At 59.9% G+C, this 23,183-nt stretch carries 24 protein-coding genes; 16 read left to right on the forward strand and 8 right to left on the reverse strand.

Annotation, left to right across the window (positions count from 1 at the left end):
* Positions 1-3 precede the first annotated feature (3 nt).
* The 3 genes from ACO079_RS11940 to fsa all read right to left on the reverse strand — a co-directional run bounded on the left by ACO079_RS11940 (position 4) and on the right by fsa (position 2,418).
* Positions 4-534, reverse strand: coding sequence for a hypothetical protein (locus ACO079_RS11940; RefSeq protein ID WP_421790339.1), 531 nt, complete (start codon positions 532-534; stop codon positions 4-6).
* 120 nt (positions 535-654) lie between these two features.
* Entirely contained in the window at positions 655-1,758 is a 1,104-nt protein-coding gene (locus ACO079_RS11945) for a helix-turn-helix domain-containing protein (protein WP_421790340.1), read from the reverse strand.
* 6 nt (positions 1,759-1,764) lie between these two features.
* Positions 1,765-2,418 (reverse strand): fructose-6-phosphate aldolase, encoded by a 654-nt coding sequence (gene fsa, locus ACO079_RS11950; RefSeq protein ID WP_421790342.1) that lies wholly within the window; start codon positions 2,416-2,418, stop codon positions 1,765-1,767.
* A 137-nt stretch (positions 2,419-2,555) separates the two neighbouring features.
* Here fsa and ACO079_RS11955 point away from each other — a divergent pair, with 137 nt between their 5' ends.
* The gene (locus tag ACO079_RS11955) at positions 2,556-3,302 is read left to right on the forward strand and encodes a YebC/PmpR family DNA-binding transcriptional regulator (protein ID WP_421790344.1); all 747 of its coding nucleotides are present in this window, start codon (positions 2,556-2,558) and stop codon (positions 3,300-3,302) included.
* A gap of 3 nt (positions 3,303-3,305) precedes the next feature.
* Entirely contained in the window at positions 3,306-4,178 is an 873-nt protein-coding gene (locus ACO079_RS11960; RefSeq protein ID WP_421790346.1) for a hypothetical protein, read from the forward strand.
* Here the strand turns inward: ACO079_RS11960 and ACO079_RS11965 are convergent.
* On the reverse strand, positions 4,175-5,266 hold the full coding sequence (locus ACO079_RS11965) for an SMP-30/gluconolactonase/LRE family protein (RefSeq protein ID WP_421790348.1): 1,092 nt from the start codon (positions 5,264-5,266) through the stop codon (positions 4,175-4,177). The two genes, ACO079_RS11960 and ACO079_RS11965, sit on opposite strands and share 4 nt — an antisense overlap.
* Before the next feature lie 149 nt (positions 5,267-5,415).
* Between ACO079_RS11965 and tkt the strand changes: the two genes are divergently transcribed.
* A complete protein-coding gene (gene tkt / locus ACO079_RS11970; RefSeq protein WP_421790350.1) occupies positions 5,416-7,395 on the forward strand; it encodes a transketolase in 1,980 nt (659 codons plus the stop codon).
* Here the strand turns inward: tkt and ACO079_RS11975 are convergent.
* From ACO079_RS11975 to ACO079_RS11985, 3 genes are read right to left on the reverse strand one after another with little or no spacing between them, the layout of a single operon-like run.
* Positions 7,392-8,576 carry a cupin domain-containing protein gene (locus ACO079_RS11975; protein WP_421790352.1) on the reverse strand — a complete coding sequence of 395 codons (1,185 nt, stop codon included), beginning with the start codon at positions 8,574-8,576 and terminating at the stop codon, positions 7,392-7,394. The two genes, tkt and ACO079_RS11975, sit on opposite strands and share 4 nt — an antisense overlap.
* Before the next feature lie 27 nt (positions 8,577-8,603).
* Positions 8,604-9,089, reverse strand: coding sequence for a hypothetical protein (locus tag ACO079_RS11980; protein WP_421790353.1), 486 nt, complete (start codon positions 9,087-9,089; stop codon positions 8,604-8,606).
* Between the two features lie 48 nt (positions 9,090-9,137).
* Positions 9,138-9,557 (reverse strand): hypothetical protein, encoded by a 420-nt coding sequence (locus tag ACO079_RS11985; RefSeq protein ID WP_421790355.1) that lies wholly within the window; start codon positions 9,555-9,557, stop codon positions 9,138-9,140.
* A gap of 277 nt (positions 9,558-9,834) precedes the next feature.
* Here ACO079_RS11985 and ruvC point away from each other — a divergent pair, with 277 nt between their 5' ends.
* Genes ruvC through ruvB form a run of 4 tightly spaced genes read left to right on the forward strand, consistent with a single transcriptional unit; the run spans position 9,835 to position 12,774 of the window.
* Entirely contained in the window at positions 9,835-10,335 is a 501-nt protein-coding gene (gene ruvC, locus ACO079_RS11990; RefSeq protein ID WP_421790357.1) for a crossover junction endodeoxyribonuclease RuvC, read from the forward strand.
* The gene (gene ruvA / locus ACO079_RS11995; protein ID WP_421790359.1) at positions 10,332-10,970 is read left to right on the forward strand and encodes a Holliday junction branch migration protein RuvA; all 639 of its coding nucleotides are present in this window, start codon (positions 10,332-10,334) and stop codon (positions 10,968-10,970) included. The genes ruvC and ruvA overlap by 4 nt, the downstream gene beginning before the upstream one ends.
* Positions 10,967-11,746, forward strand: coding sequence for an MBL fold metallo-hydrolase (locus ACO079_RS12000; protein WP_421790360.1), 780 nt, complete (start codon positions 10,967-10,969; stop codon positions 11,744-11,746). The genes ruvA and ACO079_RS12000 overlap by 4 nt, the downstream gene beginning before the upstream one ends.
* Entirely contained in the window at positions 11,743-12,774 is a 1,032-nt protein-coding gene (gene ruvB, locus ACO079_RS12005) for a Holliday junction branch migration DNA helicase RuvB (protein WP_421790362.1), read from the forward strand. Before ACO079_RS12000 ends, ruvB begins: the two co-directional genes overlap by 4 nt.
* On the opposite strand, the gene ACO079_RS12010 is transcribed toward ruvB, so the two are convergent.
* Positions 12,775-14,118: a sensor histidine kinase gene (locus ACO079_RS12010; RefSeq protein ID WP_421790364.1), complete on the reverse strand. Its 1,344-nt coding sequence runs from the start codon at positions 14,116-14,118 to the stop codon at positions 12,775-12,777.
* Between the two features lie 69 nt (positions 14,119-14,187).
* On the opposite strand from ACO079_RS12010, the gene ybgC reads away from it, so the two are divergent.
* The 9 genes from ybgC (at position 14,188) to ftsH (ending at position 23,136) form a co-directional block, all read left to right on the forward strand.
* Positions 14,188-14,646, forward strand: coding sequence for a tol-pal system-associated acyl-CoA thioesterase (gene ybgC, locus ACO079_RS12015; RefSeq protein WP_421790366.1), 459 nt, complete (start codon positions 14,188-14,190; stop codon positions 14,644-14,646).
* 171 nt (positions 14,647-14,817) lie between these two features.
* Positions 14,818-15,474 (forward strand): protein TolQ, encoded by a 657-nt coding sequence (tolQ, locus tag ACO079_RS12020; RefSeq protein WP_421790368.1) that lies wholly within the window; start codon positions 14,818-14,820, stop codon positions 15,472-15,474.
* Positions 15,475-15,477: 3 nt separating this feature from the next.
* Positions 15,478-15,903, forward strand: coding sequence for an ExbD/TolR family protein (locus ACO079_RS12025; RefSeq protein WP_421790369.1), 426 nt, complete (start codon positions 15,478-15,480; stop codon positions 15,901-15,903).
* An 8-nt stretch (positions 15,904-15,911) separates the two neighbouring features.
* Positions 15,912-16,703, forward strand: coding sequence for a hypothetical protein (locus ACO079_RS12030; RefSeq protein ID WP_421790371.1), 792 nt, complete (start codon positions 15,912-15,914; stop codon positions 16,701-16,703).
* A 39-nt stretch (positions 16,704-16,742) separates the two neighbouring features.
* Entirely contained in the window at positions 16,743-18,092 is a 1,350-nt protein-coding gene (gene tolB, locus ACO079_RS12035; protein ID WP_421790372.1) for a Tol-Pal system beta propeller repeat protein TolB, read from the forward strand.
* Between the two features lie 145 nt (positions 18,093-18,237).
* Entirely contained in the window at positions 18,238-18,762 is a 525-nt protein-coding gene (pal, locus tag ACO079_RS12040; protein ID WP_421790373.1) for a peptidoglycan-associated lipoprotein Pal, read from the forward strand.
* Positions 18,763-18,900: 138 nt separating this feature from the next.
* Entirely contained in the window at positions 18,901-19,821 is a 921-nt protein-coding gene (ybgF, locus tag ACO079_RS12045; RefSeq protein ID WP_421790375.1) for a tol-pal system protein YbgF, read from the forward strand.
* Positions 19,812-21,143 (forward strand): tRNA lysidine(34) synthetase TilS, encoded by a 1,332-nt coding sequence (gene tilS, locus ACO079_RS12050; protein ID WP_421790377.1) that lies wholly within the window; start codon positions 19,812-19,814, stop codon positions 21,141-21,143. Before ybgF ends, tilS begins: the two co-directional genes overlap by 10 nt.
* 55 nt (positions 21,144-21,198) lie before the next feature.
* A complete protein-coding gene (gene ftsH, locus ACO079_RS12055; RefSeq protein WP_421790379.1) occupies positions 21,199-23,136 on the forward strand; it encodes an ATP-dependent zinc metalloprotease FtsH in 1,938 nt (645 codons plus the stop codon).
* Positions 23,137-23,183: the final 47 nt, after the last annotated feature.

A 23,183-nucleotide genomic window follows, 5' to 3' on the forward strand; every position in this document is an offset into this window, starting at 1 on the left:
TGCTTAGTCATTGGGCGAAACGCGAATGCCATTGCGGAATAGAAAAGGATCGGCGTCAGAGCTGCGGACGGACTTGTCCGCGGTCAGTTCATCGCCGTCGAGTTCGTAGATAAAGCGGACGTCTACGGCCTCGCCGGCATCGACGCCTTCGCCGCGCAATTCCGCGCGCCAGCCAGCGTCGGTCAATTCGAAATCAATCAGCGTAAGTTCGGAGACGCTTGCTTCACCATTCCCGGCATAGGCCAGCGCGATGGTGTTTCCATCAAAGGTCGCGAGCTCGGCCGAATAGACGCGATAACCCGGATCAGTGAATTCCATCTGGGTCAGCTGATAGGAGCCATCGGGAGCAGTCTGGATTGTTCTGGCATGTGGAATTTGAACGTGCTGGTCTGTTCGGAAGTCGCGATATTCGAGGACGCCAGCCCATTGGCCATCCAGCCCGGCCAATTCACTACGGAACTGATCCATGTCCTGGGCAAAGGCGGTTGAGGTGAAAAGGGCAAGGCTGCCGGCGATTAAAATTGCGTGTTCCATGTCTTGTCTCCATGCGGGGCGGGGAAGCCCGCTTGTTTCGATGAGGCAGACATGGCGGATCGCAGCGAGGCTGGCGTCCCGGCTTCCGGAAAAGTCACGATTTACAGGATTTGAGACGTCTCAAACGGCGTTTTCAGCCCTGAAAGCGGCCGGTGTTTGACCCGCTATTTCTTTGAAAACACGATTGAAAGTGGCCTTGGAATTGAAACCGCTGTCTAACGCAGCGGCCAGCACATCATTGGTACCTTCTTGCAACGAGGATTTGACGGCTTCGACCCGAATCTCGTTCACAAAGCGATTGAAATTCACGCCGGCGCCCTGATTGACGGTCCGTGAGAGATAGCTTTCATTCGTTCCGATCCGCCGCGCGAGATCCGGAGCCGACAGGCGCGGTTCGAGATGCCAGTTTTCGTCCCGGATGCGCTGGCGCAAGATGTCCGCTTCACGCCCCCAGTCGCGACCGGGTTCACGTGGATTATTCTTATCCACCACATCCGTGATCTTCGGAAAAGCTTCGCGCTGCAGGATCAGCGCCGCCTGCCCCATCCCCCAGAAAGACAGGGCGACCAGGACATGTAAGGGATAGGAGTCAAAATAATTGAGCCGCGTGATGAATGAATTGGTGAATTCCGTGGCGCTCCAGGCCGCCAGGACCACGCCGCATATGCCCAGGAAAACCGGCAGCCAGCGCGGATCAAACTCTGCAGCGGCTGAGGAGTAATCATTGATGAACTGACGATGGCTTTGATAGGCGCGCCAGGCGGCAAACAGGCCGGCATAGGTGAGACCAATCGCCAGCCAGGTCCGCGCCGGCCAGTAAAAGCCTGAATGAAACGCCCCGATCCGCTCCCATCGAGTCTCGAATGGCTGAAGAAACCAGTAAGACTGGTAGAGGAAATCAACCGCCCCGGGCACCAGCACCAGCCAGACCCAATGCGGCAGTCGGCCTCTGGTCAATGCCGTAGCATAAAGCCAGATCAAAGGTCCTGCGAGCAGCTCGACTTGAAATGGCGCAAAGGACAGCCAGGGAAAGGAATCATAAAAACCGGCAAAGCCAATAATTTGCGGGATCAGCGCGAACCCGATCACCAACAGTAAGGCGGCGAGAATCCAGTTGGCGAGCCGGTCAAACTTACGCAACATCAGGAGAATGGCCGCCAAAACCAACTGGCCGAAGACCAGCAGTAAAAGCGCCGTGCGCCAACCAAAGACCAGCTCATCCATAAAGCGCTAGATAGCGCCTTTACCTGCATCCGCCCAGTCTTTTAGGAAGGCTTCCAGGCCCTTATCGGTCAGTTCGTGCTGGACCAGCGCATCGAATATGTTCGGCGGAATGGTACACGCGTCTGCGCCCGCCATCGCCGAGCCTTCGACATGTTCAACCGAGCGGATAGAGGCCGCCAGAATACGCGTGGCAAAGCCATGCTCATCATAAATGTGACGAATGTCTTCAATCAGGCCCAGCCCGTCTTCACCGCGATCATCCAGACGTCCGATGAAGGGTGAGACGAAAGTCGCGCCTGCCTTGGCGGCCAGCAGTGCCTGATTGATTGAAAAGCAAAGCGTCACATTGGTGGCGATGCCATTATCAGTGAGCGCGCGGCAGGCCTTCAAGCCTTCCATCGTCAGCGGCAGTTTGACCACCACATTATCGGCAAGCGCGGCCAGCGTCTGGCCCTCGGCAATCATGGCGGAGGCTTCGGTCGCGACCACTTCAGCGCTCACCGGTCCGGGAATGAGCCCGCAAATATCCGCGATCCGCTCCTTGATATCAGCGCCCGCCTTGGCGATCAGAGACGGGTTGGTGGTGACGCCGTCCACCAGACCTGTGTCGGCGCGTGCGGCAATGACATCGGCTTCGGCGGTGTCCAGAAAGATCATCATGGGCTTGGCTCCCTTGTTTTGGTCCCGCTTACGCCAAGCCGGTGAAGGAAACGTGACGAGACGCTTGGACGATGCAGCCCCTTTGCGCTATGCACCCGGACAGATGCGCAGCGCATGAAAAAATGGAGGCGCCGGACATGGCCGGACACTCAAAATGGGCAAACATCCAGCACCGTAAAGGCCGACAGGACAAGGCCCGCGGCAAGCTGTTTTCCAAACTCTCCAAGGAGATCACGATTGCGGCAAAAATTGGTGGCCCGGACCCGGACATGAATCCGCGCCTGCGTCTGGCGGTGGCCAATGCCAAGGGCCAGTCCATGCCCAAGGACAACATCCAGCGCGCCATCGACAAGGCTTCTGGTAATGATGTCGAAGCCTATGAGGAAATCCGCTATGAGGGCTTCGGCCCGGGCGGGGTCGGCATCATCGTGGAAGTGTCGACGGATAACCGCAATCGCGCGGCGTCTGACGTGCGCACGGCCTTCTCCAAGAATGGCGGCAATCTGGGCGAAACCGGCGCAGTTGCGTTCATGTTCGATCAGGTCGGCGAGATCCGTTATTCCGAAGATGTTGCGGACGAAGAGGCCATGTTTGAAGCCGCCATCGAGGCCGGGGCCGAAGATGTCACCTATGAAGAGGGCGATGCTGAAGAGGACGAGCCGGGCGAACGCATTGTGTTCTGTGCCCGTGATGATCTCGCCGAAGTCGCCGGTAATCTGCAAGCCGCTCTGGGTGAGCCGAAATCTGTCAACATCATCTGGAAGCCGCAGACCTTGACGCCGGTTGAGTCCGACAAAACCGAGAATGTAATCAGACTTCTGGAAGTTCTGGACGATCTGGATGATGTCCAAAATGTCTACGCCAACGCCGATTTCCCGGACTAATTGATGCTGCCCGGGCTGAGTTTTCTGGACGCGATCAATGCGCCGTCCGGTTCCGGCACGGGCGACGACCGCTACGGCTTTGACGAAAGCCATGGCACGGCCTGGGTCGTGGATGGCGCGACCGATGTCGGCACGATGCGGCTGTTTCCGGAATTCCTGCCATCGGGCAACAGCCCCATTGGCTGGGAAAGTGACGCGGCCTGGTATGCGGACCGATTATCCGAGCGCTTTGTTGATCCCCCTCAGCGGCAGGAAAGCACACGGGCGTATCTGAAACGCGTGATTTCGGACATGGATCGCAAGGCGCGCGAGGAAGCGCGGGTGCCACTTGACAGTCAGCCCCGCCATAACCTGCCAAGTGCCGGCGGCATCTGGATGCGCCGCCAGAACAACACGCTGGACTTTGCCATGCTGGGCGATTGCATGGCGATCGTCCGCACCGGTGGCCACACGCAAATCATTGGCGATCTAGAGGGCATTCGCGCCGAATATGAAAACTGGGGCGAGGCCATGCGCGCGCAAAGCCGCGAGGCCGGTTTCGCAAAGGCACGCGACGTTCGCAATGCTATGAACACGGCGGGCCATCACTGGGTATTTTCCGTGCACCCTGAAGGCGCAGCGCATGCCACGCTGGAGCAGGTGCAGCTGCGCGGAGAAACACTGGTCTTGTTGATGTCAGACGGCTTCTTCCGGTTGGTCGAGCCCTATCAGACCTATTCCGCGCCCGATCTTCTGGACGCGGCATTGGAGCCCGACGGTCTCGCGGACTTGATCGCAGACTTGCGCAACCGCGAACAGAACCCGGAAGAAGATGCGGCCATGGGCCGTTTGAAAACGTCTGACGATGCCTGCGCGCTGTTGGTTGAGATCCGTTAGTCCGGCGGCGTAAACCGCCCGATGACGCCCTCGGTGAGCGAGCCTAGCCAGATATCCCCGTTTTCATCCGGTACAGCGTTGGCCAAAAACCCGAAGCGCTCATCCGGATCGTGATAGCTGTCGAGGAAATTGCCCTCTTCATCCATCACCAGCACAAAGGCGGTTGTTGGTCCGGGCCGCGCCCAGATGGATTGCGGCAGCTTGGTGATCATCTGCGTGATAAACGGATTGCGGTGCAGGAATCGAACCAGCGGGACGCGCTGGGTATTCATCGCGATGTAAAGCTGGCCTTGCCCATCCCCCAACAGCCCGTCAGGGCTGCCGGGCAGGTTTTCAGCCACGGTTTCAAATTCTCCCGCGCGAGGGCCTTCAATCCAGTAGCGCGACAGCCGATATCGGAAGGTCTCCAGTACAAAGACTGATTGCCCGTCTGCCGCCATCGCCACGCCATTGGCGAAGTATAATTCGTCAGCCAGCACCTCCATCTCGCCGGTGTCAGGGTCCAGTGCGTAGAAAATCCCGTAGGGCCGGTTTTCCGCAAGGTCATAAAGATAGGATGGTGCGCCTTCACCGGCGCCCCATTTCCAGCTCGCTTCGGTGAAATAGATCGTCCCGTCCGGACCAATATCCAGATCATCGGCAAAAGCCAGCCGGTAGGGCGTCTCTCCGGTTGAAAGCAGCGTCACCTCGCCTGTGGCGACATCCACCGCATAAACGCCATCAATGGCCGCGGCGATGAGCCGGCCTTGCGCATCCCATTGCAGGCCCAGCACTGAGCGATTGTCGGTGATCTGGGCGACGGTTTCTCCCTCCCAGCCGTTTTGGGTCCGGCGCAGCCGCACCAGAGAGCCATCATGCTGGCCAGAATAGACCGCTCCGTCTGGCCCAATCGCAACATCTTCGGACGTTTCCAATAAGGGGTGCCGGATCAGTTCAGCCTCGGCCAGACGGCCCCGCGGCTCCAGCACGCCGGTCATTGCGGGCGGTTCGGGTTCATCCCAATAGGCCGGGTTGATTTGTGCGGGCCAGGCCCACCAGATAACAAACAGCGCGGCGATAAAGCCGCCAATCCAGAATAAAACCCGCATGACATCCCTCCCTTGCGTCAAACGCTAGCGCGAAGCGCCACGCCAAGGAAGCCACGCATTATTGTGGGAAATCGTGCAGGGATGAGTCGGCGCATCCGGCGAATCTGATAGAAAGCCGACATCAAATTCCCAGCCTGGAAAGGGCCGCCATGACGCCGCTGGACCTCAACACGTTGAAACCCATGGCGAATGCCATTCGGGCGCTGTCCATGGACTCCGTCGAACAGGCTAAATCCGGCCATCCCGGCATGCCGATGGGCATGGCGGATACGGCGACCGTGTTGTGGTCCCGGCATCTGAAACACGACCCTGCAGACCCCGACTGGCACGACCGCGACCGTTTCGTTTTGTCCGCAGGGCACGGCTCCATGCTGATCTATTCGCTTCTGCATCTGGCCGGCTATCCGGGGATGACTCTCGATCAGATCCGCGATTTCCGCCAGCTGGGCTCCACCACGCCGGGCCATCCCGAGTTTGGTCACACGCCGGGCGTAGAGACGACGACCGGCCCGCTGGGGCAGGGAATCTCGACGGCGGTCGGCATGGCGTTGGCCGAACGCTTGTTGAACGCGCGTTTCGGCGATGATCTGGTGGATCACCACACCTGGGTGATTGCGTCCGATGGCGATCTTCAGGAAGGCATTTCACACGAAGCGATTTCGCTGGCGGGGCATTTGAAACTCAACCGGCTGATTGTCCTCTGGGATGACAATTCCATCCAGATTGACGGGGATACCGACCTTGCAGAGAGCAGCCATACGCTCAAACGCTTTGAGGCCGCAGGTTGGACGACGGACACGGTTGATGGTCATGATATGGAGGCGGTGGATGCGGCCCTGAGCAACGCCAAGTCATCCGCAAAACCGGTCCTGATCGCGTGTAAAACCATTATCGGCTTTGGCGCGCCGACAAAGTCGGGATCTGCCTCAAGTCATGGAGCGCCCTTGGGCCGCGATGAATTGATCGGCGCCAAAAAGGCCCTCGATTGGCCCCATGGGGCCTTTGAAGTGCCGGAAGATATCCGCACGAACTGGCTTGCCGCCACCGAGGCCGGCAAAGCCGCCCGGAAAGACTGGACGGCGCGCTATGAAAGCTCGTCCCGGCGGAAAGAGTTTGATCAGGCCTTTGAAGGCGGATTGCCAGTCGAGGCGGCCAAAGCCTTGTCCGATTGGCGTTATGAGGTCGCGGCGGAAAAGCCTGACCTTGCCAGTCGGGCGGCTTCCGGCAAAACACTGGAACATATCGTGCCGGTGATGCGCGAGCTGGTGGGCGGATCGGCCGATTTGTCCGGCTCCAATAACACAAAAACCCCAAATCAGGGCGTTATCCAGGCCGATGCCTATTCCGGTCAGTACATCCATTATGGCGTTCGTGAACATGGCATGGCGGCCTGTGCCAATGGATTGTCCTTGCATGGCGGGGTGCGGCCCTATATCGGCACCTTTTTAGTGTTTGCCGATTATTGCCGGCCTTCGATTCGCCTGGCCGCGCTGATGAATCAGCCGGTCACTTACGTCTTCACGCACGATTCCATCGGGCTCGGAGAGGACGGCCCGACCCACCAGCCGGTTGAACATCTGGCGTCCTTGCGCGCGATGCCGAATTTGCGGGTTTTCCGTCCGGGCGATGCCCTGGAAGTTGCGGAATGCTGGGAGATGGCACTGGCGCACAAAACCGGGCCGAGCCTGCTTGCTCTGTCGCGTCAGAAACTGCCCTTTGTGCGCCAGGATGATGGCCGCGATAACAAGTCGGAATGGGGCGGCTATGTGCTCCGCGATGCGCCGGAGGCAAAAGCCGTTATTCTTGCCACCGGGTCAGAAGTCAGCCTGGCGGTGGAGGCTTTCGACCGGCTGGCAGAGATGCGCATTCCGGTCCGGGTCGTCTCGGTGCCCTGTCTCGATCTCTTTCTGGAGGAGGACAAAGCCTATCTTGATGAGGTTCTGCCCGAAGGCCTGCCGCGGATCGCAGTCGAAGCCGGAATCCGGCAAGGATGGGACGCGATTATCGGGCGCGAAGGCGGCTTTATCGGCATGACCGGATTCGGTGCTTCAGCGCCCGCCGAAGCGCTCTATGAGCATTTCGGCATAACCGTCGAAGCGGTGATTGAGGCTGTGAAAGCGCGGGTCTAGCCCGCTATTTCCACAATTCCGAATCCGAATAATTGATCTATCGCTTTCTGTGCGGTCTCGTCATCGGTGTTGAATACCGACCGGTCGAAGACCCCTCCATCAAGGATTTTGTCGAGACCCGGTTCCAGCGCAGCCGGGAAGGTCAACTCTCCTCCGGCAGTGATCATCACCAGCTGATCCCCATCCCCGGCCAATCGCCAGGGAATGAAGGGCCGCAGCTTGAATTTCGCCTTGGCATCATAGCGCGCCGCGCGCTTGGTGATCGCGCCCTCTGAATATGCGGGCCGGGACCGGATGAAATTGTCGATATAGATGTCCAGCGCATTATCGAGGCTGGCATGATCTGAAATCTTGCTGATCAGCTTGGCAAAATGGGCTTTGGCGGCACCCCGGTCATAGTCGGCCCGTGCAAAGCCGACCGGCAGGGTTTCACGGAATTCCTTGTGGCTCAGCGCCACTTCAGAAACCGCCTCCAGCATCAGATCGGCCCAGGTTTTGACGATCAGCCCCACCGTGATGTGCAGGCTGTCCCCTGTCCCCTGTGTTCGCGCATCATGCATCAGACCGCGCGGCACATAAGCCATTTCGCCGGCTTTCAGGACAAATTCTTCCACCAGCTCGCCGGGGATGTCGCGTTGGCTGTTAAAGCCTTCGCCGCGATAGGGCTTGTCGACCGTCTGGTCATACAGCCGCCACAGCTTTTCGCCTTCGATTTGCAATACGAAGACATCGTGATCGTCATAATGCGTCCGGAAACCCTGATTGTTCGGCGGTGTCAGATAGATGTTGGTCTGAACGTGCACGCTGAGTTCTGCTTCGAGCGCGCGGCAGAATGTTTTCAACCCGCTTTCATGCTGGTGCAGTTGCGGCAGGATCAGGGTTGCACCTTCCTGATAGAGCTTGCCGACGGCGCCGCGGTCCGCAAAACCTGATTCCAGAATGAAATCATCCCTGTTCAGTGGCGGATCTGCCCGCGCCATATCCAGGTTGTCGCCGTGCAGGTCCCGCCCGGAAAGCAAATCGTCGATCTTCGTGATCGAGAGCAGATCGCTGTAACGGTCTGGCTCATCGCGGTGAACGATCAGCGCTTTCTGCTCGAAATACCGTTCGAAAAAATCCGGCTTGAGTGATGGCCCGATTATGAAATCGAGCACATCCTCACCCCACGCAAAAGCGCTCATCTTGTTATTCTACTCCGTTCCGCCGGACTAGCAGCGCCGTCCGCGACCGACCGGATCGGCATAACTGCCGCCATCACTATCGGTGCAATTGCGCCGCCGCCGTCCGCCGCGGCCATTGCCGACCGGGTCCGCATAAGCGCCCGTATCACTGTCCGTTATACCGGAATTTCGTCCACCCCGACGTCCGCCCCGGCCGTTTCCAACCGGATCGGCATAGGACCCGCTATCGCGGTCCGTGATGCCGGAGCCGCCACCCCGGCGGCCACCGCGGCCATTGCCGACCGGGTCTGCGTAAGAGCCGGTGTCACTGTCGGTAATGCCGCTTCGGTATCCGCCGCCTCCGCGGCCATATCCGGCTGGATCCGCATAAGATCCGACGTCCGAATCCGTAACGCCGGTATAGGCGCCCGTGGTGGTGCAGCCGGTAACGGCAGCAGCCGCCGTGCCTGTCAGGCCGACGCCTGCCACCTTGGTCAGAAATGAACGCCGGCTAAGTTTGCCCTTCTTGGCCATGCCATGCCTCCAGGAATGAAAATCCCTCGCGTTTCAGATATCCTTCGCCTAACAGCGCCGGCCACGGCCCGCCGGGTCAGCATAGGTGCCCCCATCGGAATCCGTGCAACGACGGCCGCCGCGGCCATTGCCGACCGGGTCCGCATAGGATCCGGTGTCGCTGTCGGTCACACCGCTGCGGCCTCGGCCGTTGCCTACAGGATCGTTCGGATCACTGTCGGTCACGCCGCTGCGGCTACCCCGGCCATATCCAGCGCGGTCAGCATTGCTGCCGCCATCGCTATCCGTGCGGCCTGTACGTCCGTAACCGACCCGGTCCGCATAGCGGCCGGTATCAGAATCCGTATTGCCGGTATAATTCTGCGCCTGAGCGCCGCCCGTCACCACGCCAGCCGCACCGGCTGCCATGCCTGCACCCGCGACGCGGGTCAGAAAGGAACGGCGGCTTAGTTTGCCTTTTTTGGCCATGAGTTCATCTCCCCTGAACTGCCATCCGGCATAACGCCGGTAAACTCCCTCACCGAAACTGTGGCAATTCCGACCGCACGCGTCAAATGCAAATCCAAGAATTTGCAAAGAAAACAGGCAAAATGCGCCGACTTTACTTTAACTGATAATCATTCTCACAGAATTGATCGCAGAAGGCGGGAAAGGCGCGGTAAAGGTGAAGTAATGATAATCATTCTCAGAAAACCGGCGCAGCCGGGGAGTGGGCATGCGCGCAATCGCGTCTAGACTGGCGACAATGAGCGCGCCGATTCGCATTCTCGGGATTGATCCCGGCCTCCGCCATACCGGCTGGGGCGTCATTTCCGTGGACGGCTCCCGGCTCGGCCTCGTGGCAGAGGGGCGGATTTCCCCCAAAACCGATCAAGCCTTGTCAGAGCGCTTGATGGATATCCATGCCGCGCTGGAAACCTTGATCTCGCAGTATCGCCCCAACGAAGCGGCGGCAGAGGAAACCTTCATGGCCAGTAATGCTGCCAGCGCGTTGAAGCTTGGCCATGCACGGGCGGCCGCGCTGCTGGCGCCGGCCCGGGCGGGACTGCCGGTGGCGGAATATGCCGCGCGGCTGGTGAAGAAATCTGTCGTCGGCACGGGCGGCGCGGACAAGGCGCAAGTCTCAGCCATGATCGGCGTACTCCTGCCCGGATGTAAGGCAAAAGACGATGCTGCGGATGCCTTGGCGGTCGCCATTTGCCATGCCCATCATCGCAAGAGCCAGTCTCTGGGGGGTGCGGCATGATCGGCAAGCTGCGCGGTAAGGTCGACGCCATTGGCGAAAGCGAAGCCGTCATTGATGTGAACGGCGTGGGCTATCTGGTCGGAATGGCCGGGCAGACGCTCGCCCGTCTGCAACAGGGCCAGGAGGTCGAGGTCCATATCGAAACCTATGTCCGCGAAGATGCGTTTAAACTCTGGGGCTTCCTCTCGGAACGTGAACGCGCCTGGTTTGCCCAGTTGCAAACGGTCCAGGGCGTCGGTGCCAAGGCCGCTCTGGCCTTGTTGGACGCGCTGGGCGTGGACGAGCTGGAAAGCGCTGCGGCGCTCGGTGATGCCTCCGCCTTTGGAAAGGCCAAAGGCGTCGGGCCAAAACTGGCTGGACGCATCTCATCTGAATTGAAAGACAAGCCGCCGCCTACGGGCCGGGCGTTTTCGCCGGGCTTTGCGGTCGCCGCCAGTGCGGGGATCGCATCGGCCCCGGCAGAAGACGCACCTGCCGCCAACAATCAGGCCCGCGAAGATGCCGTCTCGGCGCTTCTAAATCTCGGCTATGCGGAAACGGACGCCCGCCGCGCAGCCGCCGCAGCCGCCCGCGCTAATCCAGAGGCCGAAGCCAGCGAGCTGATCCGTCTGGCGTTAAAAGAGCTGGCGAAGTGAGGGTGTGGGTCCTGATCCTGGCGCTCTTCGCCGTGCCTGCCGTCAAGGCGGACGTGACCATCCGCTTCATCGCTAATGAGGGCGTTTACATCACCAATGGCGAGACGGCTGTCTTGATCGATGCACTGGCCTGGAATTCCTATGACGGGCGCTATGCGCTCGCATCGGATGAAGCTCGCGTCGCCATGATTGCCGGTGATCCGGTCTATGAGAATGTGGTCGCGCTTTTATTCACCCATATTCATGGGGATCATTTTGATCCGGAAGGGGCGGCAGAATATCTCCTCGCCCAGTCTGACGGCACGGTCGCGGCCTCGCCGCAGATCACAAATGCCATGTTGAATGGACAGATCGAATTATCCCCACAGGACATCCAGCGCATCTTTCCAGTGGAGCTGACGGCGGACGCACCGGGACCCTGGCACCATCCGATATTTGATTTCATCGAAGGGGCTTGGATATTTCACCGCGAGGGCGTTGATAATATCACCTGGCATGTCGAGCTCGACGGCATTTCCATCCTTCATCTCGGCGATACCCAGCCACAAATCGCCGATTTTTCGGTCTGGGATGATACCGAGTTTGATGTCATCCTTTATCCCTACTGGTTTGCACAAATGCCGCCGGGACAGGCCTTTCTGGAGTCGCGGCCCGAATCCCGCGCCATCGCCTTTCATATTCCCGCCATCGCCACGCCTCTGACCATCCGGGCCGGGCTGGGCGACCGGGAATACTTCTTCCAGGAAGGCCAGGAAGTGGTGATCGAAACGCCATGATGGATGATCGCGATATCTCGCCTGAAGCGCGGCCCGAAGACGTCCGCGATAAAGCGCTGAGGCCTTTGTCTTTTGCGGAATTCGTGGGTCAGCCCGCGGCCATCGCCAATCTGAAAGTATTTGTCGAAGCGGCCAGCCGACGCGAGGAGGCGCTGGATCATGTGCTTCTTTCCGGCCCTCCGGGGCTGGGCAAAACCACGCTGGCGCAAATCGTTGCGCGCGAATTGTCGGTGAATTTCCGAGCCACTTCAGGGCCAGTGATTGCCAAGGCGGGGGATCTGGCCGCCATCCTGACCAATCTGGAACCGCGCGATGTGCTCTTCATTGACGAGATCCACCGGCTCGCTCCGGCGGTCGAGGAAATCCTCTACCCGGCGATGGAGGATTATTGCCTGGATCTGGTGATCGGGGAGGGGCCGTCGGCCCGCACGGTGCGGATCGATCTGCCGCCCTTCACGCTGGTGGGCGCCACGACGCGCGCAGGTCTCTTGGCCACGCCTCTGAGAGATCGCTTTGGCGTACCGGTTCGGCTGGAATTTTACGATACGGATGAGCTTGCCGGGATTGTCGCCCGCGCAGGCGGCAAGCTGGGCCTTTCCATGACCGAAGATGGTGCGCGTGAGATTGCGCGCCGGGCGCGGGGAACCCCGCGTGTCGCCTCCCGCCTGTTGCGCCGGGTCCGCGATTTTGTCGAAGCTGATGGCAAGAATGAAATCGACGCCAGCTCGGCCGATATCGCGCTGAAACGTCTGGAGGTCGATGAGATCGGCCTTGATAGTCTCGACCGGCGCTACCTGACCGCGCTGACCGGGCATTTTGCCGGTGGACCGGTGGGCTTGGATACGCTGGCCGCTGCGCTCGCAGAAGCGCGCGATGCGCTGGAAGATGTGGTCGAACCCTTCCTCATCCAACAAGGCTTTATCCAGCGCACACCCAGAGGCCGCGTCGCAGCGGCGCGGGCCTGGTCGCATTTGGGATTAGATGCCCCCCAAACTGCGCAAACGGGTCTGTTTGATGAGGGCAAGTAATCAGGCGGCGCGGGTGTCGGCTGCCTGATCGTCAATTGCTTCAGAGAGCCGCGTCAGTGGCAAAACCGCGGTAAAGGTTGAGCCCTGTCCGGGCGCGCTGACCGCTCGTAAATCTCCGCCCATCAGATCGCAGAGATGACGGCTGATCGACAGGCCCAGCCCCGTCCCGCCATATTGCCGCGTGGTGGACGCATCCGCCTGGGTGAAGGGTTCGAACAGCTTGTGCAGCTTGTCTGCCTGAATACCAACACCGGTGTCTGAAACATCAAATGCGATCCGTCCGTCTTCATCTCGAACTGTGAGTGTAACCGTTCCGGCCGCTGTAAACTTCACCGCGTTGGAGATCAGATTGTTCAGGACCTGACCGATCCGCATCGGGTCGCCCTCAAAGTCAAGCGTGAGGCCGTCTTCGATCTCCGCGCTCAAATGCAGGCCCTTCCTGGCGGCATTGGGTTGATGCAACTCAGTAACCTGTTCGACCACATCGCGCAGGTCAAAGGCAATGGATTCCAGCTCCAGCATCCCAGCCTCGATTTTCGACATGTCGAGTATCTCGTTGAGCAAGCGCATCAGCATCTCGCCGGATTCGTGAATGATCTCGACCTGCTGGCGTTGCGGGCCGGTCAACTCGGACATTTGCAGCAAGGAGGTCATGCCCAGCACGCCATTCATCGGCGTACGGATTTCATGGCTCATCGTGGCCAGGAATTGCGATTTCGCTTCATTGCCGGCATTGGCGGCCTTGCGGGCCGCATCCAGCCTTTTATTCACTGCTTCCATTTCCGCCTGAAACACGGCGGCAAAAGCGGCGATGGCAATGATCAAGAAGGAGAGCGTGATCGTATTCCAACGCGCTGCCTCTGCTGCATCAAATCCGGCGGGCAGGGTGGGCAAAACATCGCGGAAGGCAAACAGGCTGACGATGGAAACTATCGTGACAGCGGCGGTAACGATCCCCGCCCGGTAGCCGATCAGGAATGTCGCCAGCACCGGCAAGCCTGCCATGTAGAGCATCACCGGATTGGCCGCTCCACCAAGCGAAAGGGCCGGGACCAGAATCAGCACATAAATGAGGGCGATCACACCGGCGGAAATGGTATTGAGCCGCCCGGTCGAATGAAGAAGAAAAGGCGCAGCGACACACAGCGCCGGACCGATCAATCCCACCCAGGTCTGCAGCGGGAAGTCATTGATCATGTCCTGAAAGGAAATCAAGGCCGAAGCGGTGCCCAACAGACCCGTCGTCATCGCCAGTGCAACCAGCAAGCGCTTCCGTGCGACAAATAAAACGTCGTCCTCATGGCCACGCGGCCAGAAAATTTCATATAGGTTCGACAGGCGCATGCGGCATGATCCGGCTTGATTCGAAGACATCAGCGTATGAGTTTGTCTGCTACGAGGGAGTTAACCGGGATGATGGAGCACAGCCCGACCTGCGGTGCCTGGGGCGAGGACAAGGTCCATCGCCTGCCCGTCCGCGTCTATTACGAAGACACGGACTTTTCCGGCATCGTCTATCACGCCCGCTATCTGCATTTTTTCGAGCGTGGCCGCACGGAAAGCCTGCGGGCTCTGGGCGTGCATCATTCCGAACTTATCGAAAGCGAAGACCCGGTGGCGTTCGCTGTGAGACATATGGACATTCACTGGCTGCGCCCTGCCAGAGTGGATGAGAGCTTGATCGTTCAGACCATCTATCGGCCCCACAAAGGTCCACGGCTGAACATGGAACAATCCATTCATCGCGGTGAAGAAACCCTGTGCAAGGCGACGGTCGAGGCCGTCATCATCGACCCGGCCGGCCGGCCGCGCCGCCCGCCGAAATGGATGATCGACGTCTGGACGCCCGTGCTGCAGCCGGCATCTGAATAGCAGCAAGCCCCAAAATCTGCCTCATTCTGACGGTTATTTAACGCGCGTCTCGCGTGCATTGGCTTGACGCAGCCGTGCCACTTCGATTGGAAGCATCCGATTAACGCTTATCGGCGAGAACGGGCGGCACTGCCCGCCCCCGACGGAAAGGACCCGAGTATGGAAACCGGCATGATCGATGTGGCCCCAGTGGTTCAGGAATTCAGTTTCGTTGATTTATTCCTGCTCGCCGATTGGGTCGTGAAAAGCGTGATGATTGTGCTGGTTCTGATGTCCATCTGGTCCTGGGCCATCGCGGTCGACAAATGGCTCAGCTTCCGGTCGGCACGGTCCAAGGGCAAGCATTTCGAAGAGGCCTTCTGGTCTGGCCGCGATCTGGACTCGCTTGCTAATGAATATGGCAAGCGTCCGCGTGACGCATTCAGCCGCGTATTTGCGGCGGGCTTGCGCGAATGGAAAGGCCGAAATGCGGGCGACCGCGTAGCCAAAGCCGCCAGCGCCGAATCCGCGCGGGAGCTGTCCAAGATGGAAGGCGGGCTTGGAATGCTGGCCACGATTGGCTCCTCGGCACCCTTTATCGGCCTGTTCGGCACGGTCTGGGGAATCATGAATGCCTTCCGCGCCATTGCCGCCCAGCAGGACACCAGCCTGGCCGTTGTCGCACCGGGTATCGCCGAAGCGCTGTTCGCGACCGCGCTGGGGCTGCTCGCCGCCATCCCGGCTGTGATGTTCTTCAACGCACTAACCGCCAACCTGTCAGGTTATGCCGCAAAGCTGGAAGCTTTCGTGGACGAATTGTCCGCCCTCGCTGACCGGGAAGAGGGGTAGGATATGGCCGGGTCCGTCGCCAATAAAGGAACGCGCGGCCGCTGGAAGCCGCAAGCCGAAATCAATGTTACCCCCTTTGTGGATGTGATGCTGGTTCTGCTCATCGTTTTCATGATCACCGCGCCGCTGCTGACAGTGGGTGTGGAAGTCGAGTTACCGGAAACAGAGGCCAGCTCATTGCCCGCAGACGAGGAACCGCTGACGATTACGGTGGGCCTGAATGGCGAGATTTTCCTGCAGGAAACGGAAATCGAGATCGAGCAATTGATTCCGCGGCTCGAGGCGATCGCCGGTGCTGGCTATGAGGGCCGTATCTTTATCCGCGCCGATGAAAACGCGAATTACGGAACCGTTGCGCGGGTGATGGCGCGGGTGTCCAACGCCGGTTACACAAATCTTGGCCTCGTACATCAGCCGCTGAACGACTAGCTGGCCGGATGCGCGCGTTTCTCGTCTTTCTGGTTTCGCTTCTGGGCCACGCCGGGCTGGTTGTGGCCGGATTGCTGTATTTTCCCGAATCGACGCGCCAGTTTGCTACCAGCCAGATTGTGCCTCTTGAGCTGATTACCGAAATCCAGGAAATTACAAATCTTCCTGAGGAAGAGGTGGAAGAAGAGCCTGTTCTGGAGGAAGCTCCGCCCGAGCCGGAACCGGAAGAGACGCCGCCACCGCCCGATCCCGAACCCGAGGTCGAACTCGACGCTGAACCGGATGTTGCTCCTGTTGACGAGGCAGAGCCCGAGGCGACACCTGCGCCCTCCGAAACGGCGCAGCCAGAGGAAGAAACCCCTCAACGCCCGGTTCGCTCTCGCCGGGAAGATTCTCTCGACTCCCTGCTGGCCGATCTTGCCAGCACGGTCGAGGAAGAACGGGGGTCTTCTTCCAGCCGCGATGACCGTCCAGCCCAGGCATCCTATGAAGCCCTTGGTATTACTCTGGCGGACTCCATCCGCTCACAAGCTCAGCGCTGCTATCGCAGCTCGGTAGATGCCCCCAATCCGGAACAGTTAATTGTGCTGGTGCGGGTCCGCCTCAACAGAGATGGTACGCTGGATGGCCAGCCTGATGTTTTGAATCGTGACACGATCGAAGGTTCGGGCAACCGATTCTGGCGTGTGGCGAGAGACCGGTCGGTCGCCGCGATCATCGATTGTGCCCCTTATCGCCTGCCTGCCGAATACTTTTCAATTTGGCGCCGCATAGATGTCACGTTTCGAAGTGATAACTGATTTGAACCCATCCGGAATTCCTGGAGTATACTTGTTTTCATGACCCAGCCGATCCGACTTTTCGCCGCCCTGATCCTGTTCGTCCTGCCGTCCGCCGCCTGGGCACAGGAGCCCTTGCAGGTGGACATATCCCGTGGCCATCTGGACCCGACGCCCATTGCCATACCGGACTTCATTGAAACGGTGGGTGGCACGCGGGGGGCAGATATCGCGGCTGTCGTCGCAGCGGATCTGGAAAGCTCCGGCCTGTTTTCGACTGTCGATGAACGCGCCTTTATTGAAGACATTTCCGATTTCAATCTGAGACCGCGCTTTCAGGACTGGCGGGTGATCAATGTCGACGCGCTGTTGATCGGGCAGGTTACCCGTCAATCGGATGGCCGTCTTCTGGTCGGATTCCGCTTGTGGGACACACGCCTGCAAGAACAAATGGTCGGATTGCAATTTGTCAGCGCGCCGGAAAACTGGCGGCGTGTTGCCCATCGGGTTGCGGATGCGGTGTATGAGCGTCTGACCGGTGAAAGCGGATATTTCGACACCCGCGTCATCTATGTGTCTGAAGGCACGGGCCCGCGCGGAGAACCCATGCGCCGCCTCGCGGTCATGGATCAGGACGGGGCCAACCCGTCCTTTCTGACCGACCGGTCCTACTGGTCGCTCCTGCCCAACTATTCCCCCAGCGCACAGCAGATCACCTATGTCTCCTTCCTCGACGGTCAGGCCACAACTTATGTCTACGATCTGGAGAGTGGACGCCAGGAAGCGCTATTTGCCTCCGGTGGAGCCGGTCTGGCGCGGATCGATCCGGATGGTCAGTCCCTTTCGGCGCGATTTTCGCCCGACGGGGATCAGCTGGCTGTCTCGATCGAATTGCAGGCCGGACATGACATTCACCTGTTTGATCTGCGCTCGCGCAGCCTGCGCCGCTTGACCGAACATCCCGCCGACGATGTCGAACCCAGCTTCTCACCGGACGGCAACCGGATCGTGTTTTCGTCCGGCCGCAGCGGCGGGTCGCAGCTTTATGTGATGGACGCCAATGGGGGCAATGTGCAGCGGATTTCCTTCGGAGAGGGACGCTATACTGCGCCGGTCTGGTCTCCGCGCGGCGATTTGATTGCATTTGTCAAACAGCATCAGGGGCAGTTCTCGCTCGGCGTCGTCGATGCGGACGGGTCGGGGGAAGAACGAATTCTGTATCAGGGCTATTATGTTGACACGCCCGCCTGGTCGCCAAATGGCCGGGTCATTCTGTTCACACGGGGCGATCGCGGACGCGATGGCACCCAGTATGAAATCTGGAGTATTGACCTGGCCGGGTTCAATCTTCGGCGTATGCCAATCACGGGTCAGTCCTCCGATCCGGCATGGTCGCCCTTGATTGAATAGGGGTTTCAGGACTAGCGTGTGAGACTTGTGGGATGCTTTTGCGCTTTAAAACGTGCCCAGCAGTCACGAAAGCGGCGTAATTGTGTGTACTTAGGTGGAGGTTCCGGGGGCTGGATAGACCCGGGGAAGAAGGGATAGCACACCAATGAAACTCAGAATTCTTGTGATGGCCGGCCTGTCTGCCGTTTTGGCAGCCTGCGCCTCAACGCCGCCGGAAACGACAACGACACAGACGCCGAACGAGCCGCCGCGCACGACGCGGACAACGCCGCCGCCGGTCGTGGATCAAGGTCCCGTGCCCGGCACGGAAGCTCATTTTGTGGCGACCGCTGGCGACCGGGTTTTCTACGATCTTGACCGGTCGACACTGACCGCGGCGGGCCGCGAGACGCTGCGCCGCCAGGCGGATTGGCTGAACGCCTATCCGGGCGTCCGCATTCTTATCGCCGGTAATTGCGATGAACGCGGCACGCGGGAGTACAATCTCGCACTGGGCGCACGGCGCGCGAATGCGGCACGCGATTATCTGGTCAGCCTCGGAGTCTCGCCTTCGCGGATCGACACCGTGTCCTATGGCCGCGAGCGTCCGACCTGCCGCGAGTCGAATGAGCGTTGCTGGTCTTTGAACCGCAATGCGACGACTATGATAACCGGCGGCGCGACGGGTTAGTTCCGGCCGCAGGTTCTGGAAAACGCCCGTAGCAAGCTGGCTGCGGGCGTTTTTCTTTGTTAATCGCCGCGCCGTATTTTTGCCGCCTCGACACGCTAGGCCCGCTGGATAACTGGCCGAAAAGGGATAATCCGACCCATGATCCGCTATCTTGTGCCCCTCATTCTTGTTGTTGCCTTCGCCATGCCCGCCGATGCGCAGTCGCGCCGTGAACTCGGCCGCAGGCTGGATGCTGTTGAAGCGCGCCTGGCGGAAATGGAAGCGCAGCGCATCGCCCAGACCGATCAATTTTTGCAGCGGATCGCTGATCTTGAATTCCAGCTTCAGGAATCGACGGGGCGAGTTGAACGCCTTGAATTTTCCAACCGGCAACTGACCGAAGAGGTCTCGGAAAACGAGGACGAAATTGACCGTCTGCGCCGGGAGCTGGCCGATTTGCGCCGCCGCAGCGCAATGCCGGACATGGAGGCATCCGGCCTGGATAGCGCCTCGCCTGGCATGACCGGCGCGTCGGGAGAGCCGGGCACCGGCAGTGGCGATGCCGGCCCGCGTAATCTCACCGGTCGCGAATTCGCAGTGACCGATGCCGATGATCCCTTCGCCGAGGAACGCGCCAATGCGACCCGTCCGCTCGGGGCCGCCACGGCCTCCGCTTCAGATCGCGCCCCGGTGATGAGCGCCAATCAGGCCTATGGCCAGGCGCGCGCCAAATTGCTCGATGGCGATTTCGCCGGCGCACAGGAAGATTTTGCCAATTTCATTTCCGACTATCCGGAAGACGGGTTGATAGACGAAGCCTGGTTCTGGCTGGGCGAGACGCATTTCGTGCAGGGCGAATATTCCTCTGCCGCCGAAGCTTATATCGCCTCGCTTCGTGAGCAGCGCGACGGACCGGTTGCACCCGACGCGCTGGTGCGTCTGGCCTCCTCGCTCGGAGCGCTGGGCCGGAATGACGAGGCCTGCTCGACCCTTGCACGGTTTTCCCGCGAGTTTCCGTCTGCAGGGCCCAATGCCCGCGCCCGGGCAGAGCGGGAATCCTTGCGGGCAGGTTGCCGATAACCGGCTCGGGTTTTCATCCGGAACTCATTCATCACCGCCTGAAGAATAGCGAGGGCGAAATCTTTCTGCTGGGTTTTTCTGGCGGAGGCGATTCGCTCGCTTTGCTGTGTTTATCTGCTGATTGGGCCCAAAAGTCCGGGTCCGCGGTCCGGCCCGTAATCATTGATCACGCCTTGCGGCCCGAAAGCGGCGAAGAGGCCCGATGGGCAGCCGCCCGCGCCAAAAATCTGGGACTTGAGCCGCTTATCGTAAAATGGACGGGCGGAAAACCATCAGCGGGCGTGCAGGCAGCAGCCCGGGATTTCCGTTTGAAGACCTTTGCCCGGCTGGCCCGCGAGCTTGGGGCCGCAACCGTCCTTCTGGGCCATACGCTGGAGGATCAGGCCGAGACGGTTTGGCGGCGTATACTTTCCGGCGGCGGTTGGCATGCCCTCGCGGGAATGACGGAAACAGCGCCTCTGCCAGTTTGGCCAGAGGGAAGGGGATTGACCATCATCCGGCCCTTGCTGGGCTTGCGGCGAGCGGCGCTTCGCAGTTGGCTTGAAGCGAGAGGGGAAACATGGATCGACGACCCGACCAATGAAAACACGGCTTTTGCCCGTGTGCGGGACCGGCTGACGCTATCCCGGCTGGAATCTGCCGGATTCGACCGCCGCCGGCTGTGCGCGCTGGCTGCGCAACTTCAATCCCGTCAGACGACAATCGCCAAACAGGCTCTGCGCTGGATCGAAACAGGGTGTGCGTTTCATGGCTGGGGCGGCATTCGCATTGATTCCAGTACCAGCCCGCCTGTAGAGGCGATGGACGCCATGCGATCTGCGGTCACAGGCTGGCCCGCCAGCGACAGGCCTGCCGCGCAACTCCTGTGTTCAGCCCTGCAAGCCCGGCAGGCGGCCACTGCGGGAGGTGCGGCCCTGACCTTTTTCAAGGGAATCGCCTGGCTGATCCGCGATCCGGGTGCGGTGTCAGGCCGTGCGGATGGGACCGCCTCTCCCCCCGCACGGGTTCAAATCGGCACGCAAGCCGTCTGGGATGGCCGGTTTCTGGTTCACAATCTTTCACAAGATATCCGTCCGCTTGCTTTGTCCGGATCCGAAATTCCGGGTGCGGAATTAATGACCGGCATTCCGGCACTGGCCCGGCCTGGCTTGCCGACGGTATGGAAAGCGTCCCGTTTTGAAGGGGTTGCAGGTTTGACCGCGCAATCCGCTGAGGGTCACTGGCTGGCGAGGGAGTTGATTGTCCGCAATCTCTTCGGTGCCACCGGGCCCGGAGCGCTGCAGATCAAACTGCGCGGCGATTTGGCCCAAGGCTCGCATTAGCTTGCAATATACCCCATATCAGGGGTTCAACCGCGTTCAAACGACGGAATCGAAGATGAATATTCGCAATTTGATGATCTGGGCCATCATGATCCTCCTCCTGGTGGCGCTTTTTAACCTCCTGCAGCCTTCGCAGCCCGCGACCAGCGCGCGCGAGGTCAGTTATTCAAACTTCCTGCAACAGGTCGAAGCCGATCAGATCAACCGCGTAACCATTGATGGCAGCGTGATCGTCGGCGACCGTCAGGATGGCGGCGGAACCGTCCGGGCCAACTTCCCGGAAAACGATTCCGAGCTTTATGAAATCCTCCGGGCCAATGAAGTCGACGTCACCAATGCACCCGCAGAAAGCGGCTTTAACTTCTTCAGCATTCTGCTGGGCTGGTTCCCTTTCCTGCTGCTGATCGGTGTGTGGATTTATTTCATGCGTCAGATGCAGGGCGGTGGCCGTGGTGGCGCGATGGGCTTTGGTAAATCCAAGGCGCGCCTTCTGACCGAGAAACAGGGCCGTGTGACCTTTGACGATGTCGCCGGCATTGATGAAGCCAAGGAAGAGCTTCAGGAAATCGTGGAATTCCTGAAAGATCCGTCGAAGTTTCAGCGCCTGGGCGGCAAAATCCCCAAAGGTGCGCTGCTGATCGGCCCGCCGGGAACCGGTAAAACCCTGACCGCGCGTGCCGTGGCGGGTGAAGCCAATGTGCCCTTCTTCACCATCTCCGGTTCGGACTTTGTGGAAATGTTCGTTGGTGTGGGTGCATCCCGCGTCCGTGACATGTTCGAACAGGCCAAGAAGAACGCACCGTGCATCATCTTCATTGATGAGATCGATGCAGTCGGTCGCTCGCGTGGCGCTGGTCTGGGCGGCGGGAATGACGAGCGCGAGCAGACACTCAACCAGCTACTGGTGGAAATGGACGGGTTTGAAGCCAATGAAGGCATTATCCTGATTGCCGCGACCAACCGTCCCGACGTGCTGGACCCGGCGCTGTTGCGTCCCGGGCGTTTCGACCGGCAAGTCGTGGTGCCCAATCCGGACATCATCGGCCGCGAGAAAATCCTTAAAGTGCACATGCGCAATGTGCCGATTGCCGACAATGTGGACGCTAAAGTCATCGCGCGCGGGACGCCGGGCTTTTCAGGTGCGGACCTCGCCAATCTTGTAAATGAAGCCGCCTTGCTGGCCGCCCGCCGTAACAAGCGCATGGTTTCCATGCAGGAGTTCGAGGACGCCAAAGACAAGGTAATGATGGGTCCGGAGCGCCGCTCCATGGTCATGTCAGACAAGGAAAAAGAGCTGACCGCCTATCACGAGTCCGGCCACGCCATTGTCGCGCTGAACGTGCCCGCGGCAGACCCCGTTCACAAGGCGACGATTATTCCGCGCGGACGGGCGCTGGGCATGGTCATGCAGCTGCCGGAAAACGACAAGCTGTCGATGACGCATGAGGAAATGACGTCCCGCCTCGCCATTATGATGGGGGGCCGCGTTGCCGAGGAAATGAAGTTCGGTAAGGAGAAAGTCACTTCAGGGGCCGCGTCTGACATTCAACAGGCGACACGCCTGGCGCGCGCCATGGTCACACGCTGGGGCTTCTCTGAAGATCTCGGCCCTGTCGATTATGGCGATGATCAGGGCGAGGTGTTCCTGGGTCAGCAATTGGTGCAATCCAAATCGGTCTCGGGTCAGACGGCTCGCAAGATCGAGGAAGAAGTGAAAACCCTGGTTCAGACCGGCATGGATGAGGCCCGCAAGATCCTCACCAAGCACAAGAAGGACTGGGAAGCCCTGTCCGAAGGTCTGCTGGAATATGAAACGCTCAGCGGTGCTGAAATCCTCGAATTGCTGAAAGGCAATCCGCCGGACCGCACGCCGCACGAACCGCCGCCCTCCGACGAACCGCCTTCGGGTGCCGTTCCCGTTACGGATGACGAAGACGAGGCGGATGACAAGGGCGCTGAACCCTCCGGAGGCCCAGCGCCTCAAGGGGCGTAAGTCCTGAGCCCTTTGTCTGACCTGACCGAGGCCAGCCGCCAACGCGG

Source organism: Hyphobacterium sp., assembly GCF_965228115.1.
Taxonomy (GTDB): Bacteria; Pseudomonadota; Alphaproteobacteria; order Caulobacterales; family Maricaulaceae; genus Hyphobacterium.